General features: G+C 36.5%; 16 protein-coding genes. 10 read left to right on the forward strand and 6 right to left on the reverse strand.

Going from position 1 to position 19,038, the window contains the following annotated elements; genetic code table 11:
• The first annotated feature begins 40 nt into the window (after nucleotides 1-40).
• From hemE to K5V07_RS00765, 9 genes are all read left to right on the forward strand, one after another.
• Nucleotides 41-1,093: a uroporphyrinogen decarboxylase gene (gene hemE, locus K5V07_RS00725; RefSeq protein ID WP_221915967.1), complete on the forward strand. Its 1,053-nt coding sequence runs from the start codon at nucleotides 41-43 to the stop codon at nucleotides 1,091-1,093.
• Between the two features lies 1 nt (nucleotide 1,094).
• The gene (locus K5V07_RS00730; RefSeq protein ID WP_255577393.1) at nucleotides 1,095-1,628 is read left to right on the forward strand and encodes a GNAT family N-acetyltransferase; all 534 of its coding nucleotides are present in this window, start codon (nucleotides 1,095-1,097) and stop codon (nucleotides 1,626-1,628) included.
• On the forward strand, nucleotides 1,618-2,523 hold the full coding sequence (gene hemF / locus K5V07_RS00735) for an oxygen-dependent coproporphyrinogen oxidase (RefSeq protein WP_221915968.1): 906 nt from the start codon (nucleotides 1,618-1,620) through the stop codon (nucleotides 2,521-2,523). Before K5V07_RS00730 ends, hemF begins: the two co-directional genes overlap by 11 nt.
• Before the next feature lie 415 nt (nucleotides 2,524-2,938).
• Nucleotides 2,939-3,397, forward strand: coding sequence for an IS200/IS605 family transposase (tnpA, locus tag K5V07_RS00740; RefSeq protein ID WP_221915969.1), 459 nt, complete (start codon nucleotides 2,939-2,941; stop codon nucleotides 3,395-3,397).
• A gap of 99 nt (nucleotides 3,398-3,496) precedes the next feature.
• The gene (hemB, locus tag K5V07_RS00745) at nucleotides 3,497-4,495 is read left to right on the forward strand and encodes a porphobilinogen synthase (protein WP_221915970.1); all 999 of its coding nucleotides are present in this window, start codon (nucleotides 3,497-3,499) and stop codon (nucleotides 4,493-4,495) included.
• On the forward strand, nucleotides 4,495-4,881 hold the full coding sequence (locus K5V07_RS00750; RefSeq protein WP_221915971.1) for a c-type cytochrome: 387 nt from the start codon (nucleotides 4,495-4,497) through the stop codon (nucleotides 4,879-4,881). Before hemB ends, K5V07_RS00750 begins: the two co-directional genes overlap by 1 nt.
• 176 nt (nucleotides 4,882-5,057) lie before the next feature.
• Nucleotides 5,058-5,528 (forward strand): methylated-DNA--[protein]-cysteine S-methyltransferase, encoded by a 471-nt coding sequence (locus K5V07_RS00755; RefSeq protein WP_221915972.1) that lies wholly within the window; start codon nucleotides 5,058-5,060, stop codon nucleotides 5,526-5,528.
• 81 nt (nucleotides 5,529-5,609) lie between these two features.
• Nucleotides 5,610-6,323, forward strand: coding sequence for a 3'-5' exonuclease (locus K5V07_RS00760; protein WP_221915973.1), 714 nt, complete (start codon nucleotides 5,610-5,612; stop codon nucleotides 6,321-6,323).
• Nucleotides 6,324-6,443: 120 nt separating this feature from the next.
• Nucleotides 6,444-7,883 (forward strand): nucleoside recognition domain-containing protein, encoded by a 1,440-nt coding sequence (locus K5V07_RS00765; protein ID WP_221915974.1) that lies wholly within the window; start codon nucleotides 6,444-6,446, stop codon nucleotides 7,881-7,883.
• 361 nt (nucleotides 7,884-8,244) lie between these two features.
• On the opposite strand, the gene K5V07_RS00770 is transcribed toward K5V07_RS00765, so the two are convergent.
• The gene (locus K5V07_RS00770; RefSeq protein ID WP_221915975.1) at nucleotides 8,245-11,001 is read right to left on the reverse strand and encodes a M4 family metallopeptidase; all 2,757 of its coding nucleotides are present in this window, start codon (nucleotides 10,999-11,001) and stop codon (nucleotides 8,245-8,247) included.
• A gap of 541 nt (nucleotides 11,002-11,542) precedes the next feature.
• Here K5V07_RS00770 and K5V07_RS00775 point away from each other — a divergent pair.
• Nucleotides 11,543-13,144 (forward strand): fumarate hydratase, encoded by a 1,602-nt coding sequence (locus K5V07_RS00775; RefSeq protein ID WP_221915976.1) that lies wholly within the window; start codon nucleotides 11,543-11,545, stop codon nucleotides 13,142-13,144.
• 112 nt (nucleotides 13,145-13,256) lie between these two features.
• Here the strand turns inward: K5V07_RS00775 and K5V07_RS00780 are convergent, their stop codons facing one another.
• The 5 genes from K5V07_RS00780 to K5V07_RS00800 form a co-directional block, all read right to left on the reverse strand.
• Nucleotides 13,257-13,916: a 3-oxoacid CoA-transferase subunit B gene (locus K5V07_RS00780; RefSeq protein WP_221915977.1), complete on the reverse strand. Its 660-nt coding sequence runs from the start codon at nucleotides 13,914-13,916 to the stop codon at nucleotides 13,257-13,259.
• Nucleotides 13,917-14,006: 90 nt separating this feature from the next.
• Nucleotides 14,007-14,705, reverse strand: coding sequence for a CoA transferase subunit A (locus K5V07_RS00785; RefSeq protein WP_221915978.1), 699 nt, complete (start codon nucleotides 14,703-14,705; stop codon nucleotides 14,007-14,009).
• A 161-nt stretch (nucleotides 14,706-14,866) separates the two neighbouring features.
• Nucleotides 14,867-17,176: a penicillin-binding protein 1A gene (locus tag K5V07_RS00790; protein WP_221915979.1), complete on the reverse strand. Its 2,310-nt coding sequence runs from the start codon at nucleotides 17,174-17,176 to the stop codon at nucleotides 14,867-14,869.
• Nucleotides 17,177-17,185: 9 nt separating this feature from the next.
• The gene (locus tag K5V07_RS00795) at nucleotides 17,186-17,665 is read right to left on the reverse strand and encodes a gliding motility lipoprotein GldH (RefSeq protein ID WP_144893501.1); all 480 of its coding nucleotides are present in this window, start codon (nucleotides 17,663-17,665) and stop codon (nucleotides 17,186-17,188) included.
• Nucleotides 17,649-19,004: a regulatory iron-sulfur-containing complex subunit RicT gene (locus K5V07_RS00800; protein WP_221915980.1), complete on the reverse strand. Its 1,356-nt coding sequence runs from the start codon at nucleotides 19,002-19,004 to the stop codon at nucleotides 17,649-17,651. Before K5V07_RS00800 ends, K5V07_RS00795 begins: the two co-directional genes overlap by 17 nt.
• Between the last annotated feature and the right edge of the window lie 34 nt (nucleotides 19,005-19,038).

Here is a 19,038-nt window from a genome sequence, read left to right on the forward strand (position 1 = left end):
TTAAAAATTAGACAACCTAAAAGTCACAAAGCATATTAAAATGAACAATACCGATAATCAAGCAAAAGTACTTAAAAATGACCTGTTTTTAAGAGCGTTAAAAGGAGAAGTAGTAGAGCGTCCGCCAGTTTGGATGATGCGTCAAGCGGGTAGGTATTTACCAGAATTTAGAGCATTGCGTGACAAATACGATTTTTTTACCCGTTGCGAAACACCAGAATTAGCTGCCGAAATTACGGTGCAACCTATTCGAAGAATTGCTCCAGATGCTGCGATTTTGTTTTCGGATATTCTTGTTGTGCCACGTGCTATGGGAATTCACGTGGAATTAAAAGACAATTTAGGACCAATTATCCCAAATCCTATTCGTACGATGGAACAAGTAAACCAAGTTTTTGTTCCGGATGTAAATGAAACTTTAGGTTACGTTTTTGATGCGGTTAAGTTGACAAAAGAAATGTTGAACGATGAGGTGCCTTTAATAGGTTTTGCGGGTTCGCCATGGACTATTTTTTGTTATGCTGTTGAAGGTAAGGGGTCTAAAAGTTTTGATACTGCCAAAGGATTCTGTTTCTCTGATCCAGTAGCGGCGCACACTTTATTACAAAAAATCACCGATACTACTATTTTATACTTATTAGAAAAAGTAAAATCAGGTGTAAATGCAGTTCAGATTTTTGATTCTTGGGGCGGTATGTTGTCGCCAGTTGATTACCAAGAATTCTCATGGAAATACATCAACCAAATCATTGATGCCTTAGCTGAGGTAACTCCAGTTATTGTTTTTGGTAAAGGATGTTGGTTTGCTTTGAACGAAATGGGTAAAAGTAAAGCCTCTGCGCTAGGTGTAGACTGGACTTGCTCGCCAAGAAATGCACGTTATTTGTCAGGTGGAAACATCACTTTACAAGGTAATTTTGATCCTTCTCGATTATTTTCTCCAATTCCAGTGATTAAGAAAATGGTTCATGAAATGATTGACGAATTCGGAAAAGACAAATATATTGTAAACTTAGGCCACGGTATTTTACCAAATATTCCGGTAGATCATGCCAAAGCGTTTATTGATGCGGTGAAGGAGTATAAACAATAGTTTGAAATTTGAAAATTACATAGTTGACAAACTGCAACCAATTGATTCCAATCAGTTGTATCAATTCATGTTGGATAATAAGGAACGATTAAAATTATTTTTTCCAGTAACATTGGAAATGAATAGTACTTTAGAAAAAACACAAGCCTATATTTCAATTAAAAATAAAGAAATAGAAGAGAAGACAAATTTCACTTTTGCTATTCGAGATAAAAATAACCAACAAATTGTAGGTTTAATTATTATCAAAAAACTCGATTGGGATAAAAACCAAGGAGAATTTGCCTATTGCATTGGTTCGGAATATGAAGGAAATGGTTTGACTTCATTTGCGGTAAAAGAAATGACAAATTTTGCTTTTGAGAATTTAGGTTTGAAAACACTTCAGATTATAGCTCATAAAAGTAATTTAGGAAGTGTGAAAGTAGCTGAAAATAATGGTTTTGTTTGGCAAAAAACTTTACAAAATGAATTTACTCCAACTAATGATAAGTCATTAGACATGGAATTATATGAATTGTACAATGAAAAATAAATTTTACCAATACATACAAAACCTGCAAGACCAGATTGTTGCTGGCCTAGAAGCTGTTGAAGGTCAAGCCAAATTCAAGGAAGATCTTTGGGAACGTCCAGAAGGCGGCGGAGGAAGAACACGCGTTATCGAAAACGGAAATGTTATCGAGAAAGGCGGTGTCAATATTTCGGCAGTGCATGGAAAATTACCCGATTCGATGCAGAAATTATTTAACGTAGGCGAAGCTGATTTTTTTGCCTGCGGATTGAGTTTGGTTATCCATCCTAAAAATCCAATGGCACCTACCGTTCATGCTAATTGGCGTTATTTCGAAATGTACGATGATAGCGGAAATGTAATCAACAGTTGGTTTGGTGGTGGGCAGGACTTAACTCCCTATTATTTATTTGAAAAAGATGCGATTCATTTTCACCAAACTTGTAAAACGGCTTGTGATAAGCACAATCTAGATTTTTATCCCAAGTTTAAAAAACAATGCGATGCCTATTTTTGGAACGCACATCGTAATGAAGCTCGTGGACTAGGCGGATTATTCTTCGATTACTGCAAAGAAACCGAACAAATGTCAATGGAAAACTGGTACAATTTTGTAACCGAAGTTGGTAATTCATTTCTTACCGCTTATGTTCCAATTTTAGAACGACGAAAAAATTTACCATATACCGTAGAACAAAGAACCTGGCAAGAAATACGAAGAGGTCGCTATGTTGAGTTCAATTTGGTGCATGACAAAGGCACTTTATTTGGCTTAAAAACCAATGGAAGAATTGAGTCTATTTTGATGTCATTACCACCACATGTTCAGTGGGTATACGATCATCATCCAGAATCAGGAAGTGAAGAGGAGAAATTATTGAAAGTGTTGGAGAATCCTGTTGAGTGGATAGTTTAGCTCCGAAGGAGCGCAATTTGTATAGGTGATTGTATTGTTGTAACGGAGCACCATCGGTGCGATATATTTATAGCAACCATCGGTGCAATATATTTATAGCGCCGTGTTATATTTGGATAAATAAGATTGTTTTGATTTAGCTCCGTAGGAGCGCTATATTTATAGCAACCATCGTTGCGATATATTTATAGCGCCGTGTTATATTTGGATAAATAAGATTGTTTTTATTTAGCTCCGAAGGAGCGCTATATTTACAGCAGCCATCGTTGCGATATATTTATAGCGTCACGTTATATTTGGATAAATAATATTGTTTTGATTTAGCTCCGTAGGAGCGCTATATTTATAGCAAATAATTTATGTAATTGAAATTGAATCCTGTAGGGATGACATCTTTAACCAACATCAATTTATAATGGCAAACACCTATTCGCAAATCTACATCCAAATTGTCTTTGCCGTTAAGGGAAGACAAAATCTAATTTCTAAGAAATGGAAAGATGATTTGTTCAAATATATCACTGGTATTGTCACAAATGAAGGTCAAAAATTAATTGCGATCAATGGAATGCCAGACCACGTTCATATTCTAATTGGCTTAAAGCCAAATAAAGCCTTATCAGATTTGGTCAGAGATATAAAAGCCAATTCATCAAGATTCATTAATGAAAAAGCTTGGATAAATGGTAAATTTGAGTGGCAAACAGGATTCGGAGCATTCACCTACAGCCATTCGCAATTGACAAATGTTATCAATTATATACAAAATCAAGAAGAACATCATATATCAAAAACATTCAAAGAAGAATATGTAGAATTTTTAAAATTATATAATGTAGATTTTAAAAATGAATATCTTTTTGATGATGTTTAATTAGAGATTAATATATCGCCCTTACCGGGCTTAAATAGGTCACGATAAAATAAATTACTATAAACATTACGCTCCTTTGGAGCTTGAAAAACTAAAAATATGTTCCCATTACAAAGAGGTCGTCGTTTAAGAGTCAACGAATCCATTCGTTCCTTAGTTCGTGAAACTACATTAAGTCCAAGTGATTTTATGTTTCCTATGTTTATTGCCGAAGGCGAAAACGTACAAGTAGAAATTCCATCTATGCCTGGAATTTTCCGCCGTTCTATTGATTTAACGGTAAAAGAAGTGAAAGAATTGTTCGATTTAGGAATTCGAGCAGTAAACATCTATGTAAAAGTTGATGAAAATCTAAAAGACAATGCCGGTACTGAAGCTTGGAACCCAAGCGGACTCATGCAAAACGCCATTCGTGCCATCAAAACCGCTTGCCCGGAAATGATTGTCATGCCTGATGTGGCTTTAGACCCTTATTCTATTTATGGTCATGACGGAATCATTGCAAACGGTGATGTAGAAAACGATTCGACGAATGAAGCTTTGGTAAAAATGGCCGTGTCTCACGCTCAAGCCGGTGCTGATTTTGTAGCCCCAAGCGATATGATGGACGGACGTGTATTACGCTTGCGCCAAGGTTTAGATGCTGCAGGATTTCACAATGTGGGAATCATGAGCTATTCAGCCAAATATGCTTCGGCATTTTACGGACCTTTTCGGGATGCTTTAGACTCTGCTCCAAAAGAAGCAGATGTCGTGGTACCAAAAGACAAAAAAACCTACCAAATGGATTATGCCAATCGTCTAGAAGCCATCAAAGAAGCACTTTGGGATGTTGAAGAAGGCGCTGATATGGTCATGGTAAAACCCGGAATTGCATACTTAGATATCGTTCGCGAAGTAAAAAATGCAGTTCATGTGCCTGTAACGGTATATCATGTTTCTGGCGAATATGCCATGATCAAAGCCGCTTCCGAAAGAGGTTGGTTAGATCACGACCAAACCATGATGGAGCAGTTAATGTGCATCAAGCGTGCAGGAGCTAGTTTAATTTCGACTTATTTTGCCAAAGAAGCCGCAATACTTTTAAATAAAAAATAATGAAAAAGATCCTTTGCTTAGTAGCCGTATGTTGCTTTTTATCTTGTAAAAAAGAAGAAACAAAGAAAGAATCCTTGTACCCAACAACTACTGAAGAAGTTGCTCAAACTCCAGTAGAATTAGGAAAAGAAATTTTTGAAGGAAAGGGAAATTGCATCGCCTGTCATCAAATTGACAAAAAGGTAATCGGTCCCAGCTTACAAGACATTGCAGGTATTTATAAAAGTAAAAATGCAGATATGGTCACCTTTTTAAAAGGCGAAGGTGAACCAATAGTAGACCCAAGTCAATACGAGGTAATGAAAGCTAATTTTGCACTCACAAAAGCCATGTCTGACGAGGAATTGAATGCGCTAGAAGCCTACGTATATTCTCATGTAAAATAAAGCTGCTTTTTTCTAGGAGCTTTATCCTGCTATCCGCTATATCTCTTGTGTTCGCTAGCGCTACCACAAGAGGATGCCGCTTCTATCAGGGCTAAAATCAAAGACCATTCACAAGTGCGAATGGTTTTTTTATGACCGTATGTAGTCTACAATGATTATTTTTTTACCTTTAAAAAATGGAAACAGTCTACATTAAAACACCGTTAGGAATTGCTGCCATTACTGGTGATGTGCATGGTGTTTCTGAAATAACAGTGTTAGAAGAGGGTGAAGTATCAGCGCAAACTCCCGATTTTTTACAAGAGGCTGTACAGCAACTTCAAGAATATTTCAATTCCAAAAGAACTGATTTTACATTTAAACTCAATCCAAAAGGAACTGATTTTCAACAAAAAGTGTGGAACGCATTACTTGATATTCCGTATGGGAAAACAAGGACTTATCTAGAACAATCCAAATTTCTTGGTGATCCAAAAGCTATTCGGGCTGTGGCTTCCGCCAACGGGAAAAATCCGTTGTGGATTGTGGTTCCTTGTCACAGAGTAATTGGTAGTGATGGTTCATTAACAGGCTATGCAGGAGGTTTATGGCGCAAAAAATGGTTATTAGAACACGAAAATCCTTCCCCGCAACATAGTTTATTTTAGTTGGTTATGAATATTTTTTTTATATTCGTTTAGGAATATCTGTGTAAATCTTTTAAATCTGCGTCATCTGCGTGCCATGCTATGATCGAAAAAATAAATCTCAACAACATTCTGTTTCTCGATATAGAAACCGTTCCTGAATCTGAAAATTACGATGCTTTAGATCCGGAAATGCAATCGCTTTGGGAACATAAAACCCAATACCAACGCAAAGAAGAGTATTCTCCCGAAGATTTTTATGATCGAGCAGGTATTTGGGCCGAGTTTGGTAAAATTGTGTGTATTTCGGTAGGTTATTTTACCATCAAAGGTGACATTCGTAATTTTCGAGTAACGAGTTTTTTTGGCGATGAGAAAAAAATACTTCTCGACTTTAATAATTTGCTCAACAATCACTTCAATCAACCACAGCATGTTTTGTGCGGTCACAACGCCAAGGAATTTGATATTCCCTTTTTGGCCAGGCGAATGATTATCAACAATATTGCAATTCCAAACAAGCTGAATTTATTTGGAAAAAAACCTTGGGAAATTCCGCATTTGGATACTTTAGAATTATGGAAATTTGGCGATTACAAACATTTTACGTCTTTGAAATTGATGTGTAAAGTACTCGGCATTCCTTCTTCAAAAGGCGATATAGATGGTAGTCAAGTAGGTCATGTGTTTTATGTGGAAAAAGACATTGACCGTATTGTAAATTATTGTGAGCGAGATACAATAGCTGTAGCGCAAATTTTTCTGCGTTTGCGTAGAGAAGAGTTGTTGATTGAAGACGAGATTATTCATGTGTAAGTAACTTCAATGACAATATCAAAATTCAATGGCAAATACAATTTTAAAATTCTTTTACTGAAATTGACATTGCAATTGACATTGAACATTGATTTATTACATTTACAAAAATTATAAGTTATGGTATTGAGTAGATTTTGGCTGGTTATTTTTATTTCATCAATTGTTTTTGTGGTGTTTAGTTTGTTTTCTGGAGACAATTATACCATTGACCACGTTTTGAACGGAAAGAAAGACGATCCTATTTTAGTTTCTGAGCAATTTTTAGAAAAATTACCACCATTTATAAAAGACAGTATACAACTTGCTCCAGAGCAAACCATGATTGTCAATAGAGATACGCTTAATGCCGATACCACTTATGTTTTTAAAAATAAGACTGTAAAAGTATATAGCGGCGTACAAAAATCAGATGGATTGTTGCCAACCTGTAAAAGTACTTTGCTGGATTTAGTATTGCCATTAATGGCTTATTTGGCTTTCTTTTGTGGGTTGATGGAGCTGTTAATAATTTCAGGCGCCTCTGGAAAATTGGCCAAAGCCTTAAGTCCTGTATTTGTAAAAGTATTTCCGAGTATTCCCAAAAATCACCCATCGATATCCTATATGACGTTGAATTTTGCAGCTAATTTTCTTGGCTTAGATTCGGCTGCAACGCCCTTTGGCCTTAAAGCCATGGAAAGTTTACAAGAAATAAATCCTGAAAAAGACAAAGCCAGTGATGCGCAAATTATGTTCATGTGCTTGCATGCCTCAGGTCTTACTTTGATAGCTACCTCAATCATTGGCTACCGTGCTGCTGCAAATGCAAGCAATCCAGCCGATGTGATGTTGCCTTGCATCATTACATCATTCATAGGTACGATTGCTGCTTTTTTGATTGTTGGAATTAAGCAAAAAATCAATTTCAAGAGTGCTTCTTTAGTACTGGTTTTAATTACGTTAATTGCAGCTATAATAGGTTTGTTGATGTACGTGAACCAGTTGGATTTAATTGGTAAAAATTACTTTACTTCTAATCTTTCTGCTTTGATATTGATAGCTATTATCGCTTTTACTTTGATTTTTGCTTTCATAAACGAAAAGAAATTTACCGATGCAAGTACTACGGTATTTGATGCCTTTGTGGTAGGTGCTAACAATGGTGTTAAAACAGGAGTTACCATATTTCCTTATGTGTTAGGTATGCTTGTGGCAATTTCCTTGTTTAGAAACAGTGGCTTATTTGAAATAATTAGCAACTGGATTGCTTTTATTTTCTCTAACATGGGCGTAAGCAAAGAAATCACAGATGCGTTGCCAGTAGCCTTGCTACGTCCATTTAGCTCTGCAGGTTCTAGAGGGTTTTTGATTGATTCTATGAATACTTTTGGTCCAGATTCCTTAACGGCTCGTTTGAGTAGTATTTTTCAATGTAGCGCCGAAAGTACTTTTTACGTAATTGCAGTTTATTTTGGTTCGGTAAACATCAAAAATACGCGTTACGCTTTAGGAACCATGTTGCTGGTAGACGTTATATGTGTAATTACGGCTATTTTTGTGGCGAGCTGGTTTTTTTAAAAAATAGTTTCATCTACGTACTAAAATATTTTGCATACAGGTTTTTTTCTAAGATTTAAATATAATCTTTAAAACCCTTTTTTTGCCTAAGTGTAGGATTGTATAAATAGTGCTTGAACAACATTCCGAACTAAGGTTTTTGGATGTTTTTAAGACGATTAGCTAGATCCGTTTTTTGATACTAGTATTATTTAGCAAGGAGATTTGTTTTGGAGCATATAACAAAATCATTTGAGCTGTAGATAATGCTTTATAGTGTTTCAGGATTATCTTTTTATCATGTAAATGTTGGTAGAAATAGAAATTAAAAAGGGGTTGTCTACAATAGACAACCCCTTTTTTGATCAATGTATGAGATAATTTATTCCTTAATGAATTTTTTGGTCATTGTTTTTTGACCGTCATTTACTTCTAAAAGGTAAACCCCAGAAGCTAGTTTACTTACATTAATTGCATTTTCAGAAACTTTCCCTATTTCTACTTGTTTTCCTAATAAATTATAAATGGTGTAACTAGCTTTGCGATTATCTACCATTTTAACATTTAAAAATTCTGAAGACGGGTTTGGAGATATAGTGTAATCAAAAATATTGTTTTCATTTCCTAGACCATCTGCAATACTTGTAGCAAACCCTGCTATTGCAGCTCCACCAATATTTACTGTGTAGTCTTCTACTTCACCATATGAAAAAGTTTCGCAAGCTGTTTGTGCTGCGTTGTATTTCATGGAAACTCTCATGCGGGTAGGTCCAGATAACGCTGTTGTAGGAACCGTAAAGGTACTAGTTAGGTTTGTACTACTTGACGAAGATCCAGAAACAACTTGTTCTGTGGTTTCAAAAACACCATTTTTGTTATAATCAATCCAGATTTTCCAATATTCAGTGTAAGCAGATCCACTGAAACCTGCACTAAAAGTGATTGTATTTGATCCGTAAGGTACATTTCCTGTCAAAGCTGTAAAGTTTCCGTATCCTGCATTTGCACCAGATGTATTGGTAATTCCTCCTAATGCAACATAATCAATGTATTCTGAAGTTGCATTACTTCCTTTAGAAACACAGTACGTTACAGCAGTTCCAGTTGTAGTAACGTTTACTGCATTACTAGCAGCTGATAGATTTCCTGCGGCATCTTTAGCTTTTACGGTGAAAGTATAAGCAGTAGCTGCTGTTAATCCTGAAACGGTATAGGATGTTCCTGTAACAGTAGTTAGCAAGGTTGTTCCTTGGTACACATTATAGCCAGTAACCGCAACATTGTCCGTTGAGGCAGTCCAAGTCAAGTTGGTTGAGGTTGCAGTTGTTCCAGAAGCTGCTAAGCTTGCTGGTGTAGATGGTGCAACTGTATCCGCTGTGCCAGCATAAGCAGCTCCAATTCCTACAGCATAAAATGCATTTGTTGTTGCTATTACTTCTGGTGAACCTGCTCCATATAAATCTACTGCTGATTGAATGCCGTATGTTCTTGCATTAGCATAATTTGAATTTGCAGATAAGTAAACACTTTCTAAACGGTATGCTATTTTTTCTGCCTTTGCAATCGTAATTCCCGTTACATTGAAAACACTTCCAATGTCATTTGTACCAGATTTTCCGATAGATAAAATATAAAACCAGTGATTTAAAACTCCACTGTTGGTATGTACTCCGCCTGAATCTGCGGTTCCTGCATACCAGTTAGTTCCTTTATAGGTATCTGGTTGACCTTCAGCATTTGGATTACTCATTGAACGAAGTGATAAATGACCAGTTCTTCTTTCAATATCTTCTCCAATAAGCCATGTTGATTTTGTTGGTGCTGCTGAAAACTCAATACAAGCTCCCCAGATATCTGAGAATCCTTCATTCATTGCTCCAGACTCGTTTTGATACGTTAAGTTAGCTGTGTTGCTACAAACGGCGTGGCCTATTTCGTGACCCGCTACGTCTAATGCTGTTAATACATCAAATCCGCCAGTACCACTTCCATCGCCATAAGTCATCACTGAACCGTTCCAAAAAGCATTGTTGTTATCAGGATATCCAGCTGCAATTAGGTTGTAGTGAACATAACTTTTTATTTTTGCTCCTGCATTATCATAACTATTACGTCCATGTTTCGTTGAAAAATAATCGTATGTTTTCTCGGCTCCCCAATGCGCATCTAGAGCTCCGTTATCCTTGTTGGTATTGTTAAATTCTGCTGCAGTCCAGTTGTTATCTGCATCGGTAAAATTAGTGGTAGGATAAGTGGCTGTTCTAGCTGAGTTATAAGTTTGTACACCTAAACCTCGGGTAGCATCAGATAATATATAAGATGAACCGCTCAAAGCTGTCTGAATAGATTGAGTACCGCTATATCGTGTTGCAGCATTTGCAATTACAGCCGCACTAGAGGTAGTTTTTGCAGTTGCTCTTTCAGTAGAATTAGTTTGACGACCATGACTATATTCTCCTAAATGTTTGATGGTAGCATTATAAAGCAAAACTTCTCCTGTAACGGCATCAATGTAAACATCCCCACGACTTACAGGGAATGAAGCATACATGTCAAATTTGTAAGCCAGCCTCAAGTTGTTGTCCTTTTGTTTTGATTGTAAACTTATTCCCGCTGGAAGAAAAACTAATTCTCCAGTAGGTTTTTCGTAGCTCATCATTTTAGCATCTTCTGGTGATTCCCAAAGATATTTTTTAGCTCCTATTTTTTGTAGTGCTTTTTCAAAAGCTTGTTGGTTGCTTAAAGCCGCTTTAGTGTTGGTTTTTTCTGGGGAATAAAAATCACCACTCATGGATTCTAATTTTCCTTCTTTAGAGTGTAAGGTATACGTAGAGAATTCCACTTTAATACCTTGATGGTACAATTGAAATTTTTCATGCGAATATCCTAATTTATCAGTTTCTGACCTTGTTTTATGAAAATTAGAGTTGCTTTTTAGACCTAATTGTTCTGTGAATACCTTTTCTGCATCTGATGATTTGTAGGTGGATTGTTTATTAAAAACAATTAGCGATGGCTTTCCTTTTTCATCTGTAGTTTTTTGTTTCACGAATTTTGAGGCATCTTGTGCGTATCCCTCGATTGTTAATAAGGAAACGGATGCAAAGAGCACAATTTTACCTAGTAATTTTGTTTTCATTGATTTTGGGTTTTAGTTAGTTGTTTAAAAAAAATGATTTAAACTGGAGACGAAATTAACAAAAAAACAATACGATGTATATTTTATGTTAAAAAAATGTAAAATAAATGCTTTTTATTGTTAATAATACTGTAGTATGTGTATTTTTTAATTATTGATTACAAAAAAATACTACAGTTTTATATTTTAAATATTCTGCTAGAAGTTACATATTGTAACTGAAAGCAATTGTAATTATCGCAAGGAGCGTGTCGAAACATATTCATTTTTTTGAATTTATTTACTTTTAAATCACTTTCAATTGTTGAAATAATGTTTTAAAAGAATACTCTTTTTAATGCATTTCCTTATAAAACGTTAATATCTTGTTTCCAATTTAATGTAAATAAGTACTTTTTTTACAATTCGAATAGCAACTTAAATAGTTACAATACACAAAAATCCTTCTATTTATAATTATTCTAAGTCATAAGATGATATAAATTAATAGTAGTTTCTGGTACAATTCTTATATTTGGATTCTAAAAAAAACAATAAAACAATGGACTTTATATACCAGGATCCCTATCCAATTTTAAAAGATGATACACAGTATCGAAAAATCACATCCGATTTTGTAAAAGTAGAGCAATTAGGCGACAGAGAAATCTTAACCGTTGATCCAAAGGGTTTAGAGTTGCTTTCGCAAGAGGCCATGAAAGACGTTTCTTTTATGCTTCGTACGTCACATTTAGAAAAATTACGTGCTATTTTGGATGATCCAGAAGCAACCGATAACGATCGTTTTGTGGCGTATAATTTATTGCAAAATGCTGCAGTAGCTATTGACGGACAATTGCCTTCTTGTCAAGACACCGGAACAGCGATTGTAGTGGCTAAAAAAGGAGAAAACGTATACACAGGTGTAGATGATGCCGAGTGGCTTTCAAAAGGGATATTCAACACCTACCAAGAGAAAAACCTGCGCTATTCTCAAATTGTGCCAATCAGTATGTTCGAAGAAAAGAATTCTGGTTCTAATCTTCCGGCTCAAATTGATATTTATGCCAAAAAAGGAAATACGTACGAGTTTTTGTTTTTAGCAAAAGGGGGCGGTTCTGCCAATAAAACCTATTTGTACCAACAAACGAAATCCCTTTTGAACGAAAAGTCGATGGATGCATTTGTACGTGCTAAAATCATGGATTTGGGAACTTCTGCTTGTCCGCCGTATCACTTGGCATTTGTTATTGGTGGTACTTCGGCTGAGGCTAATTTGTCGGCAGTGAAAAAAGCTTCTGCTGGATATTTTGATCACTTGCCAACTACAGGAAACATGGCTGGTCAAGCATTTCGCGATTTAGAATGGGAGCAAAGAGTGCAACAAATTTGCCAAGAAAGTGCCATTGGAGCGCAGTTTGGTGGGAAATATTTCACGCATGATGTACGTGTAATTCGTTTACCACGTCATGCTGCTTCTTGCCCTGTTGGATTAGGAGTGTCGTGTTCTGCCGATAGAAATATAAAAGGAAAAATTACTAAGGACGGTATTTTTGTAGAACAACTTGAGGTGAATCCAGGGCGTTTGTTGCCTGCTACTCCGCCACATTTGGAACCAGCGGTCGAAATAGACTTGAACCAACCTATGGCTGATATTCTTAAAAAGTTATCACAATATCCTATAAAAACGCGTTTAAAACTGAACGGAACTTTGATTGTAGCGCGTGATATTGCACATGCTAAAATCAAAGAATTATTAGATGCTGGTAAACCTATGCCGGAGTATTTTAAAAATCATCCCGTGTATTATGCTGGTCCAGCAAAAACTCCAGACGGAATGCCATCGGGAAGTTTTGGTCCAACTACGGCTGGTAGAATGGACGTGTATGTGGAGGAATTTCAAAAAGCGGGCGGAAGTATGATTATGCTTGCCAAAGGAAATAGAACCAAACAAGTAATGGATGCATGTAAAACTTACGGTGGTTTCTACCTAGGTTCTATAGGTGGTCCAGCGGCTATTTTGGCTCAAGACAACATCTTAAAAGTAGAAGTAGTAGACTTTGAAGAATTAGGTATGGAAGCGGTACGTAAAATCACAGTGAAAAACTTCCCTGCTTTTATCATTACAGATGATAAAGGAAATGATTTCTTTGAAAATTTATAATAAAGATGCTAAGCTTCTAATTATGAGGATATTTTAAACCGCAGATTCGCAGATTATTTCAAAGTTTTTGAAATTTAAAATCTGTGAATCTGCGGTTACTTTTTTTAAAAATTTAATCTATTTTCATTTCTGGAATTTCTCCGTCAATGGTTAGTGTTGCTTCTGTTGAGGCAATGATATGTTCTACAGTAACACCTGGCGCGCGCTCTAAAAGCTTAAATCCTGCCGAGGTAACTTCTAGTACTGCAAGTTCGGTTACTACCTTTTTAACGCAGCCTACGCCCGTTAATGGCAAAGAGCATTTTTTTAAGATTTTTGATTCGCCTGCTTTGTTTACGTGCATCATGGCTACAATGATATTTTCGGCAGAAGCCACTAAATCCATTGCGCCACCCATTCCTTTTACCATTTTGCCTGGTATTTTCCAGTTGGCGATATCGCCATTTTCGGCAACTTCCATAGCGCCTAGAATGGTTAAATCAACTTTTTGAGAGCGGATCATCCCGAAACTCAAAGCCGAGTCAAAAAACGATGCTCCAGGCAAGGTCGTGATAGTTTGTTTTCCTGCGTTGATAATATCGGCATCTTCTTCTCCTGCAAAAGGGAATGGTCCCATGCCTAATACGCCATTTTCACTTTGAAATTCAACCGAAATATCTGTGCGTACATAATTAGCCACCAAGGTAGGAATTCCAATTCCTAGGTTAACATAATAGCCGTCTTGTACTTCTTTGGCAATTCTTCTTGCTATATCTTCTTTTGTTAAAGCCATAATTTTATTTTTGAAACTGGTAAGGTTTTTATAATTTGAGTATACTTAAATCATAAAATGAAGTCCATATAATTCTTTGCATACTGAATACTACTTTTGTCTCACAGTTCGTTGTTCAATTCTTTTCTCAAACGTTTCTCCTTGAAAAATGCGTTGTACCATAATTCCAGGAATGTGGATTTCGTTAGGGTCTAATGCGCCTACGGGCAAAAGTTCTTCTACTTCGGCAATGGTAATTTTTGCAGCTCCAGCCATACTAGAATTAAAATTACGGGCAGTTCCTTTAAAAATCAAATTCCCTGCTTCATCACCTTTCCAAGCTTTTACTATAGCAAAATCAGCTTTGTAAGCGAGTTCCATGATATGCATTTTACCATTAAACTCGCGAACTTCTTTTCCTTCAGCCACTTCAGTTCCGTAACCTGCTGGCGTAAAAAAAGCAGGAATTCCGGCTTGTGCAGCACGGCACTTTTCTGCCAAAGTTCCTTGAGGTGTCAATTCTACTTCTAGTTCGCCTGATAGCATTTGACGTTCAAACTCGGCATTCTCACCCACATACGATGAGATCATTTTTTTGATTTGGCGCTTTTGCAAAAGCAGTCCAAGTCCAAAATCATCTACACCGGCATTGTTTGAAATACAGGTTAAATCGGTTACATTTTTTTGAACCAATTCGGCAATACTATTTTCTGGAATTCCACATAATCCAAAACCGCCTAGCATGATAGTCATGCCATTTTCAATGCCTTGAAGTGCATCTTGAACGGTATTTACTTTTTTGTTAATCATAAAAATAAGGTGCTATTTATCGAATTTTAATCTATTGATGAATTGAGTTTTAAGTACGATTGCCCTAGCCCAGATAATAGTGAAAATCCTTTTTAAAAGTGATTTTTCATCGCTTTTAAAAAGATTGCAACGTATTGCTGGATTAGCTCCAAATGAAAATTTTACAATTCAAATTCTTCTGTATCTTGCTCTACAGCAGTCGTGTCTACTACTTTTTTCGGCACATAACAATCTACTTTGATAGAAAGATTGTTTGGTCTTTCAAAAGGTTCTTTGGATACTTTGAGCGCTGGATCTTCGTAACAAAGTTTCATGAAATAACCCCAAACTGGTAAAGCTGCTGTTGCTCCTTGACCATAAGTGATACTCTTGAAACGTGCAGAACGGTCTTCGCAACCTACCCAAACTCCGGTAACTAAGTTAGGTACCATTCCCATAAACCAACCGTCAGATTGATTTTGTGTAGTTCCTGTTTTTCCAGCAATTGGGTTTCTGAATGAATAAGGGTAACCCGTCCAACGGTTGTCTCCATTACCACCTCCGGTTGTACGCAAACGGTCACCTGAACCGCCTTCGGTTACACCTTCGAGTAATTTTACAACAGCATATGCAATGTCTTTATTCAGTACATCGTGTGATTCTGGAATAGGTTCGTAAATTACTACACCACTTTTATCTTCTATTTTAGTTATAAATTGAGGTTTTCTATACACACCTTGATTAGCAAAGGTACTGTATGCAGCTACCATATCTTGAACGGTTATTTCTACGGCACCAAGTGCTATAGATGGCTGGGTAACAATTTCTGATTTTACTCCCAATTTATGCGTTAAATCAATAACGGCTTCAGGACCAACTTTGTCAATTAATTTAGCTGATACGGTATTGATTGAGTTTGCCAAACCTCTTTTTAAGGTTACCATTCCGCGGTACTTGTTATCAGAGTTTTTTGGTTCCCAATCTTCGGTTACGTGGTGACGCCCTTTACGAATCACAAACGGACCATCAACAATAGAGTCACATGGCGACATATTCAACTGTTCGATAGCAGTAGCATAAACAAACGGTTTGAAAGTAGATCCTACTTGTCTAGCTCCTTGACCCACGTGATCGTACTGAAAATATTTGTAATTAATACCGCCTACCCAAGCTTTGATGTTACCGGTTTGTGGCTCCATGGCCATTAACCCAGCTTGTAAAAAGTGTTTATAATAACGGATAGAGTCAAGCGGCGTCATGATGGTATCGCGTTCGCCCTTCCAGGTAAAGATTTTCATTTTAGTTTTTTCGCTAAAAGACTTTATGATTTCTTCGTCGGTTTTATCCAATGATTTCATGATAGACCAGCGGCTAGAAGATTTCATAGCTTGGTTGATAATACGCTGCGTTTCTACAGTTGAAATGTTTACAAATGGTGCGTTTTTATTATCTTTTGATTGAATAAAAAATTCCTCTTGCAAGTTGGCCATGTGCGCTTTTACAGCTTCTTCGGCATGCAACTGCATTCTGCTATCAATAGTGGTATAAATTTTAAGACCATCTTTGTAAATGTCGTAATCAGTACCGTCTGGTTTTTTATTTTCTTCAACCCATTTCTTCATGTAATCACGCAAGTACTCTCTAAAATAGGTAGCAGTTCCGTCTTTGTGTGTTTCGAGTTTGAAGTTTAATTTTATAGGTAAGCTTTGCAATCTTTCTTTTTCTGATGTAGAGATGATATTGGCTTTTTCCATTTGCAAAAGCACTACATTTCTGCGGTTTGTCACACCTTCTGGATTTCTGATAGGATTGTACAAACCAGAATTTTTAAACATTCCCACTAATATTGCTGATTCACTAATTGTTAGATCCTTTGGCTCCTTAGAAAAATACGTTTTGGCAGCAGAACTTACTCCAACAGAATTGTTTCCAAAATCATACACATTGCAGTACATGGCAATGATTTCATTTTTTGTGTATTGTCTTTCTAAACGAATAGCAATAATCCATTCTTTTATTTTTTGAACAATTCGAAATGGCAAAAATTTTGAACCTTCACCATGAAAAAGTTGTTTGGCTAACTGCTGTGTCAACGTACTCGCTCCTCCGCTTGTTCCAAAACTTGAAATGGCTCTTAAGGTTCCTCTACCGTCAATTCCAGAATGTTCGTAAAAACGAGCATCTTCAGTAGCTACTAGGGCCTGAACCAGGTTTTTTGGTAAATCAGAGTATTTTAATTGAGACCTGTTTTTTTCGAAATACTTACCAATGACCACACCATCAGCCGAAATAACTTCGGTAGCTAGGTTAGAATCCGGATTCTCTAAGTCTTCAAAGGAAGGCATGGAGCCAAACAATCCCCAAGAAGCAAAGAGGAAAAATAAGCCTACGCTTCCTAAACCTATGAAGAATATTTTCCAAAATTTCTTTTGATAATACGCGATGCTTTTATCATCGTTTCTTGTTGGGTTGTTGTTTTTTTTGATAGCCATAATACTAATTTATTCTTTTTTTTCAATTCTAAATCCTACTTCGGTAATTCCGTTAAGGGCTGTTACACCAGGGACTTTTCCGTTTTCTCGTACTGCTTGCTTAATGTGTACTTTGTATTTTGAACGTAACCTCACATTCTCTTTATAAAAAAGTTTACTTTCCTTAATATCCGAAAACCCATCTCCTAAAAGTGTTCCATCAACATCAGCCATCTGGTATTCTAGTGTATCAACTTTGGTAAATCCATTAGGCAATTCCATGGCAACAATCAAAAACAAATTATTGAATTGATAATTGTTATTTGCCCTCAAGTTTACAAACAAGTTGTAGCGTTTCGTAGAGTCAAGTATAGGTAAGTTAAAGGTAACAGTACTGTCTTTATGCCATGCATTGCCCACTGAGTGGTATTCATCAAAACTCCTTTTTTTGTCACAAGAAAAGAAGAGTATCGTAACCAAAAAGAGTATGGTGCTATTTCTTATCCACATTTTTTGTAATAATTATTGGTTTGCGGGGTTCTGCTGGTTTTTTATCAGCAGGAGCAGGACGGTTATTGTTAGGTCTTGCCGTATTTGCGGGTTTGTTATTGGTTATTTTATTAGCAGGTTTTGCTGTATTTGTTGTATTTGCTGGTTTATTGCTGGTTATTTTGTTAGCAGCCGGTTTACCTGCATTTGCTACAATGGCGTTTTCGCTAGTAGGTTTGCGTTTTTTATTATTTTTCTTCCTTGGTTTAGGTTGGTCAAATCGCGTTAAACTTTCTTGACCCATAGCATTGTTAAAGTTTTTCTCTGGTTCAACAATAACTTCAATAGCATAATCTTCTAGGCAGGAAACTTTGTTTTTTAACTTGTTTTCGGCAATGATTTCTTTGACTTGATCAATTTTTAGTACATGCCAATTAGCAAAATTATTGGTATAGGCAAACCACATAAGCCCTTTAAAGATGTCCTGTTTTTGGCAAATCGCATCTCCTTTTTCAGTAACTAGTTTCGTGTCAAAATCAGGAAAATGCTTCAAGGCATCCATGTACGTGTCTAGCTCATAGTTCAAGCAACACTTCAGTTTACCGCATTGTCCTGCTAGTTTTTGTGGATTCAAAGACAGTTGTTGGTAACGTGCAGCTGAGGTATTTACACTTCTAAAATCAGTCAACCAAGTCGAGCAACATAACTCTCTTCCGCAAGAGCCAATCCCGCCTAAACGCGCAGCTTCTTGACGGAAACCTACTTGTTTCATTTCAATACGGGTGCTGAATTCTTTTGCGAAATCTTTGATTAATGCTCTAAAGTCAATACGATCATTTGCGGTGTAATAAAAAGTAGCTTTTGATCCGTCTCCTTGAAATTCAATATCCGAAATTTTCATTTCTAGTTTTTGAGCAATGGCAAGTTCACGTGCGCGAACTTTCATAGGCTCTTCCTTATCGCGAGCAGTAGACCAAATATCAATGTCTTTTTGAGATGCTTTTCTGTAAATTTTTGGGATTTCATTGCTAGAAGGATTAGCTCCTTTTTTCTTCATTTGAATACGAACCAACTCACCTGTCAAGGTAACAATTCCAATATCATGACCCGGAGAAGCAACCGTAGCAACGATGTCTCCCATGCTCAAGGTTAATTTTTCAGTATTGCGGTAAAATTCTTTTCGTCCGTTTTTAAAACGTACTTCAACACAGTCAAAAGGGGCGTCGCCATTAGGCAAACTCATATTCGAAAGCCAATCAAAAACCGTTAATTTATTGCAGCTATCGGTGCCGCAAGTCCCATTATTTTTACAACCCTTAGGTGCGCCACCATCAGAAGTTGAACAACTTGTACATGCCATAATCTTATATGTAGTGTTGTGACGAGCACAACTT

This window comes from Flavobacterium sp. CHNK8 (genome assembly GCF_019774515.1).
Taxonomy (GTDB): Bacteria; Bacteroidota; Bacteroidia; order Flavobacteriales; family Flavobacteriaceae; genus Flavobacterium; species Flavobacterium tiangeerense.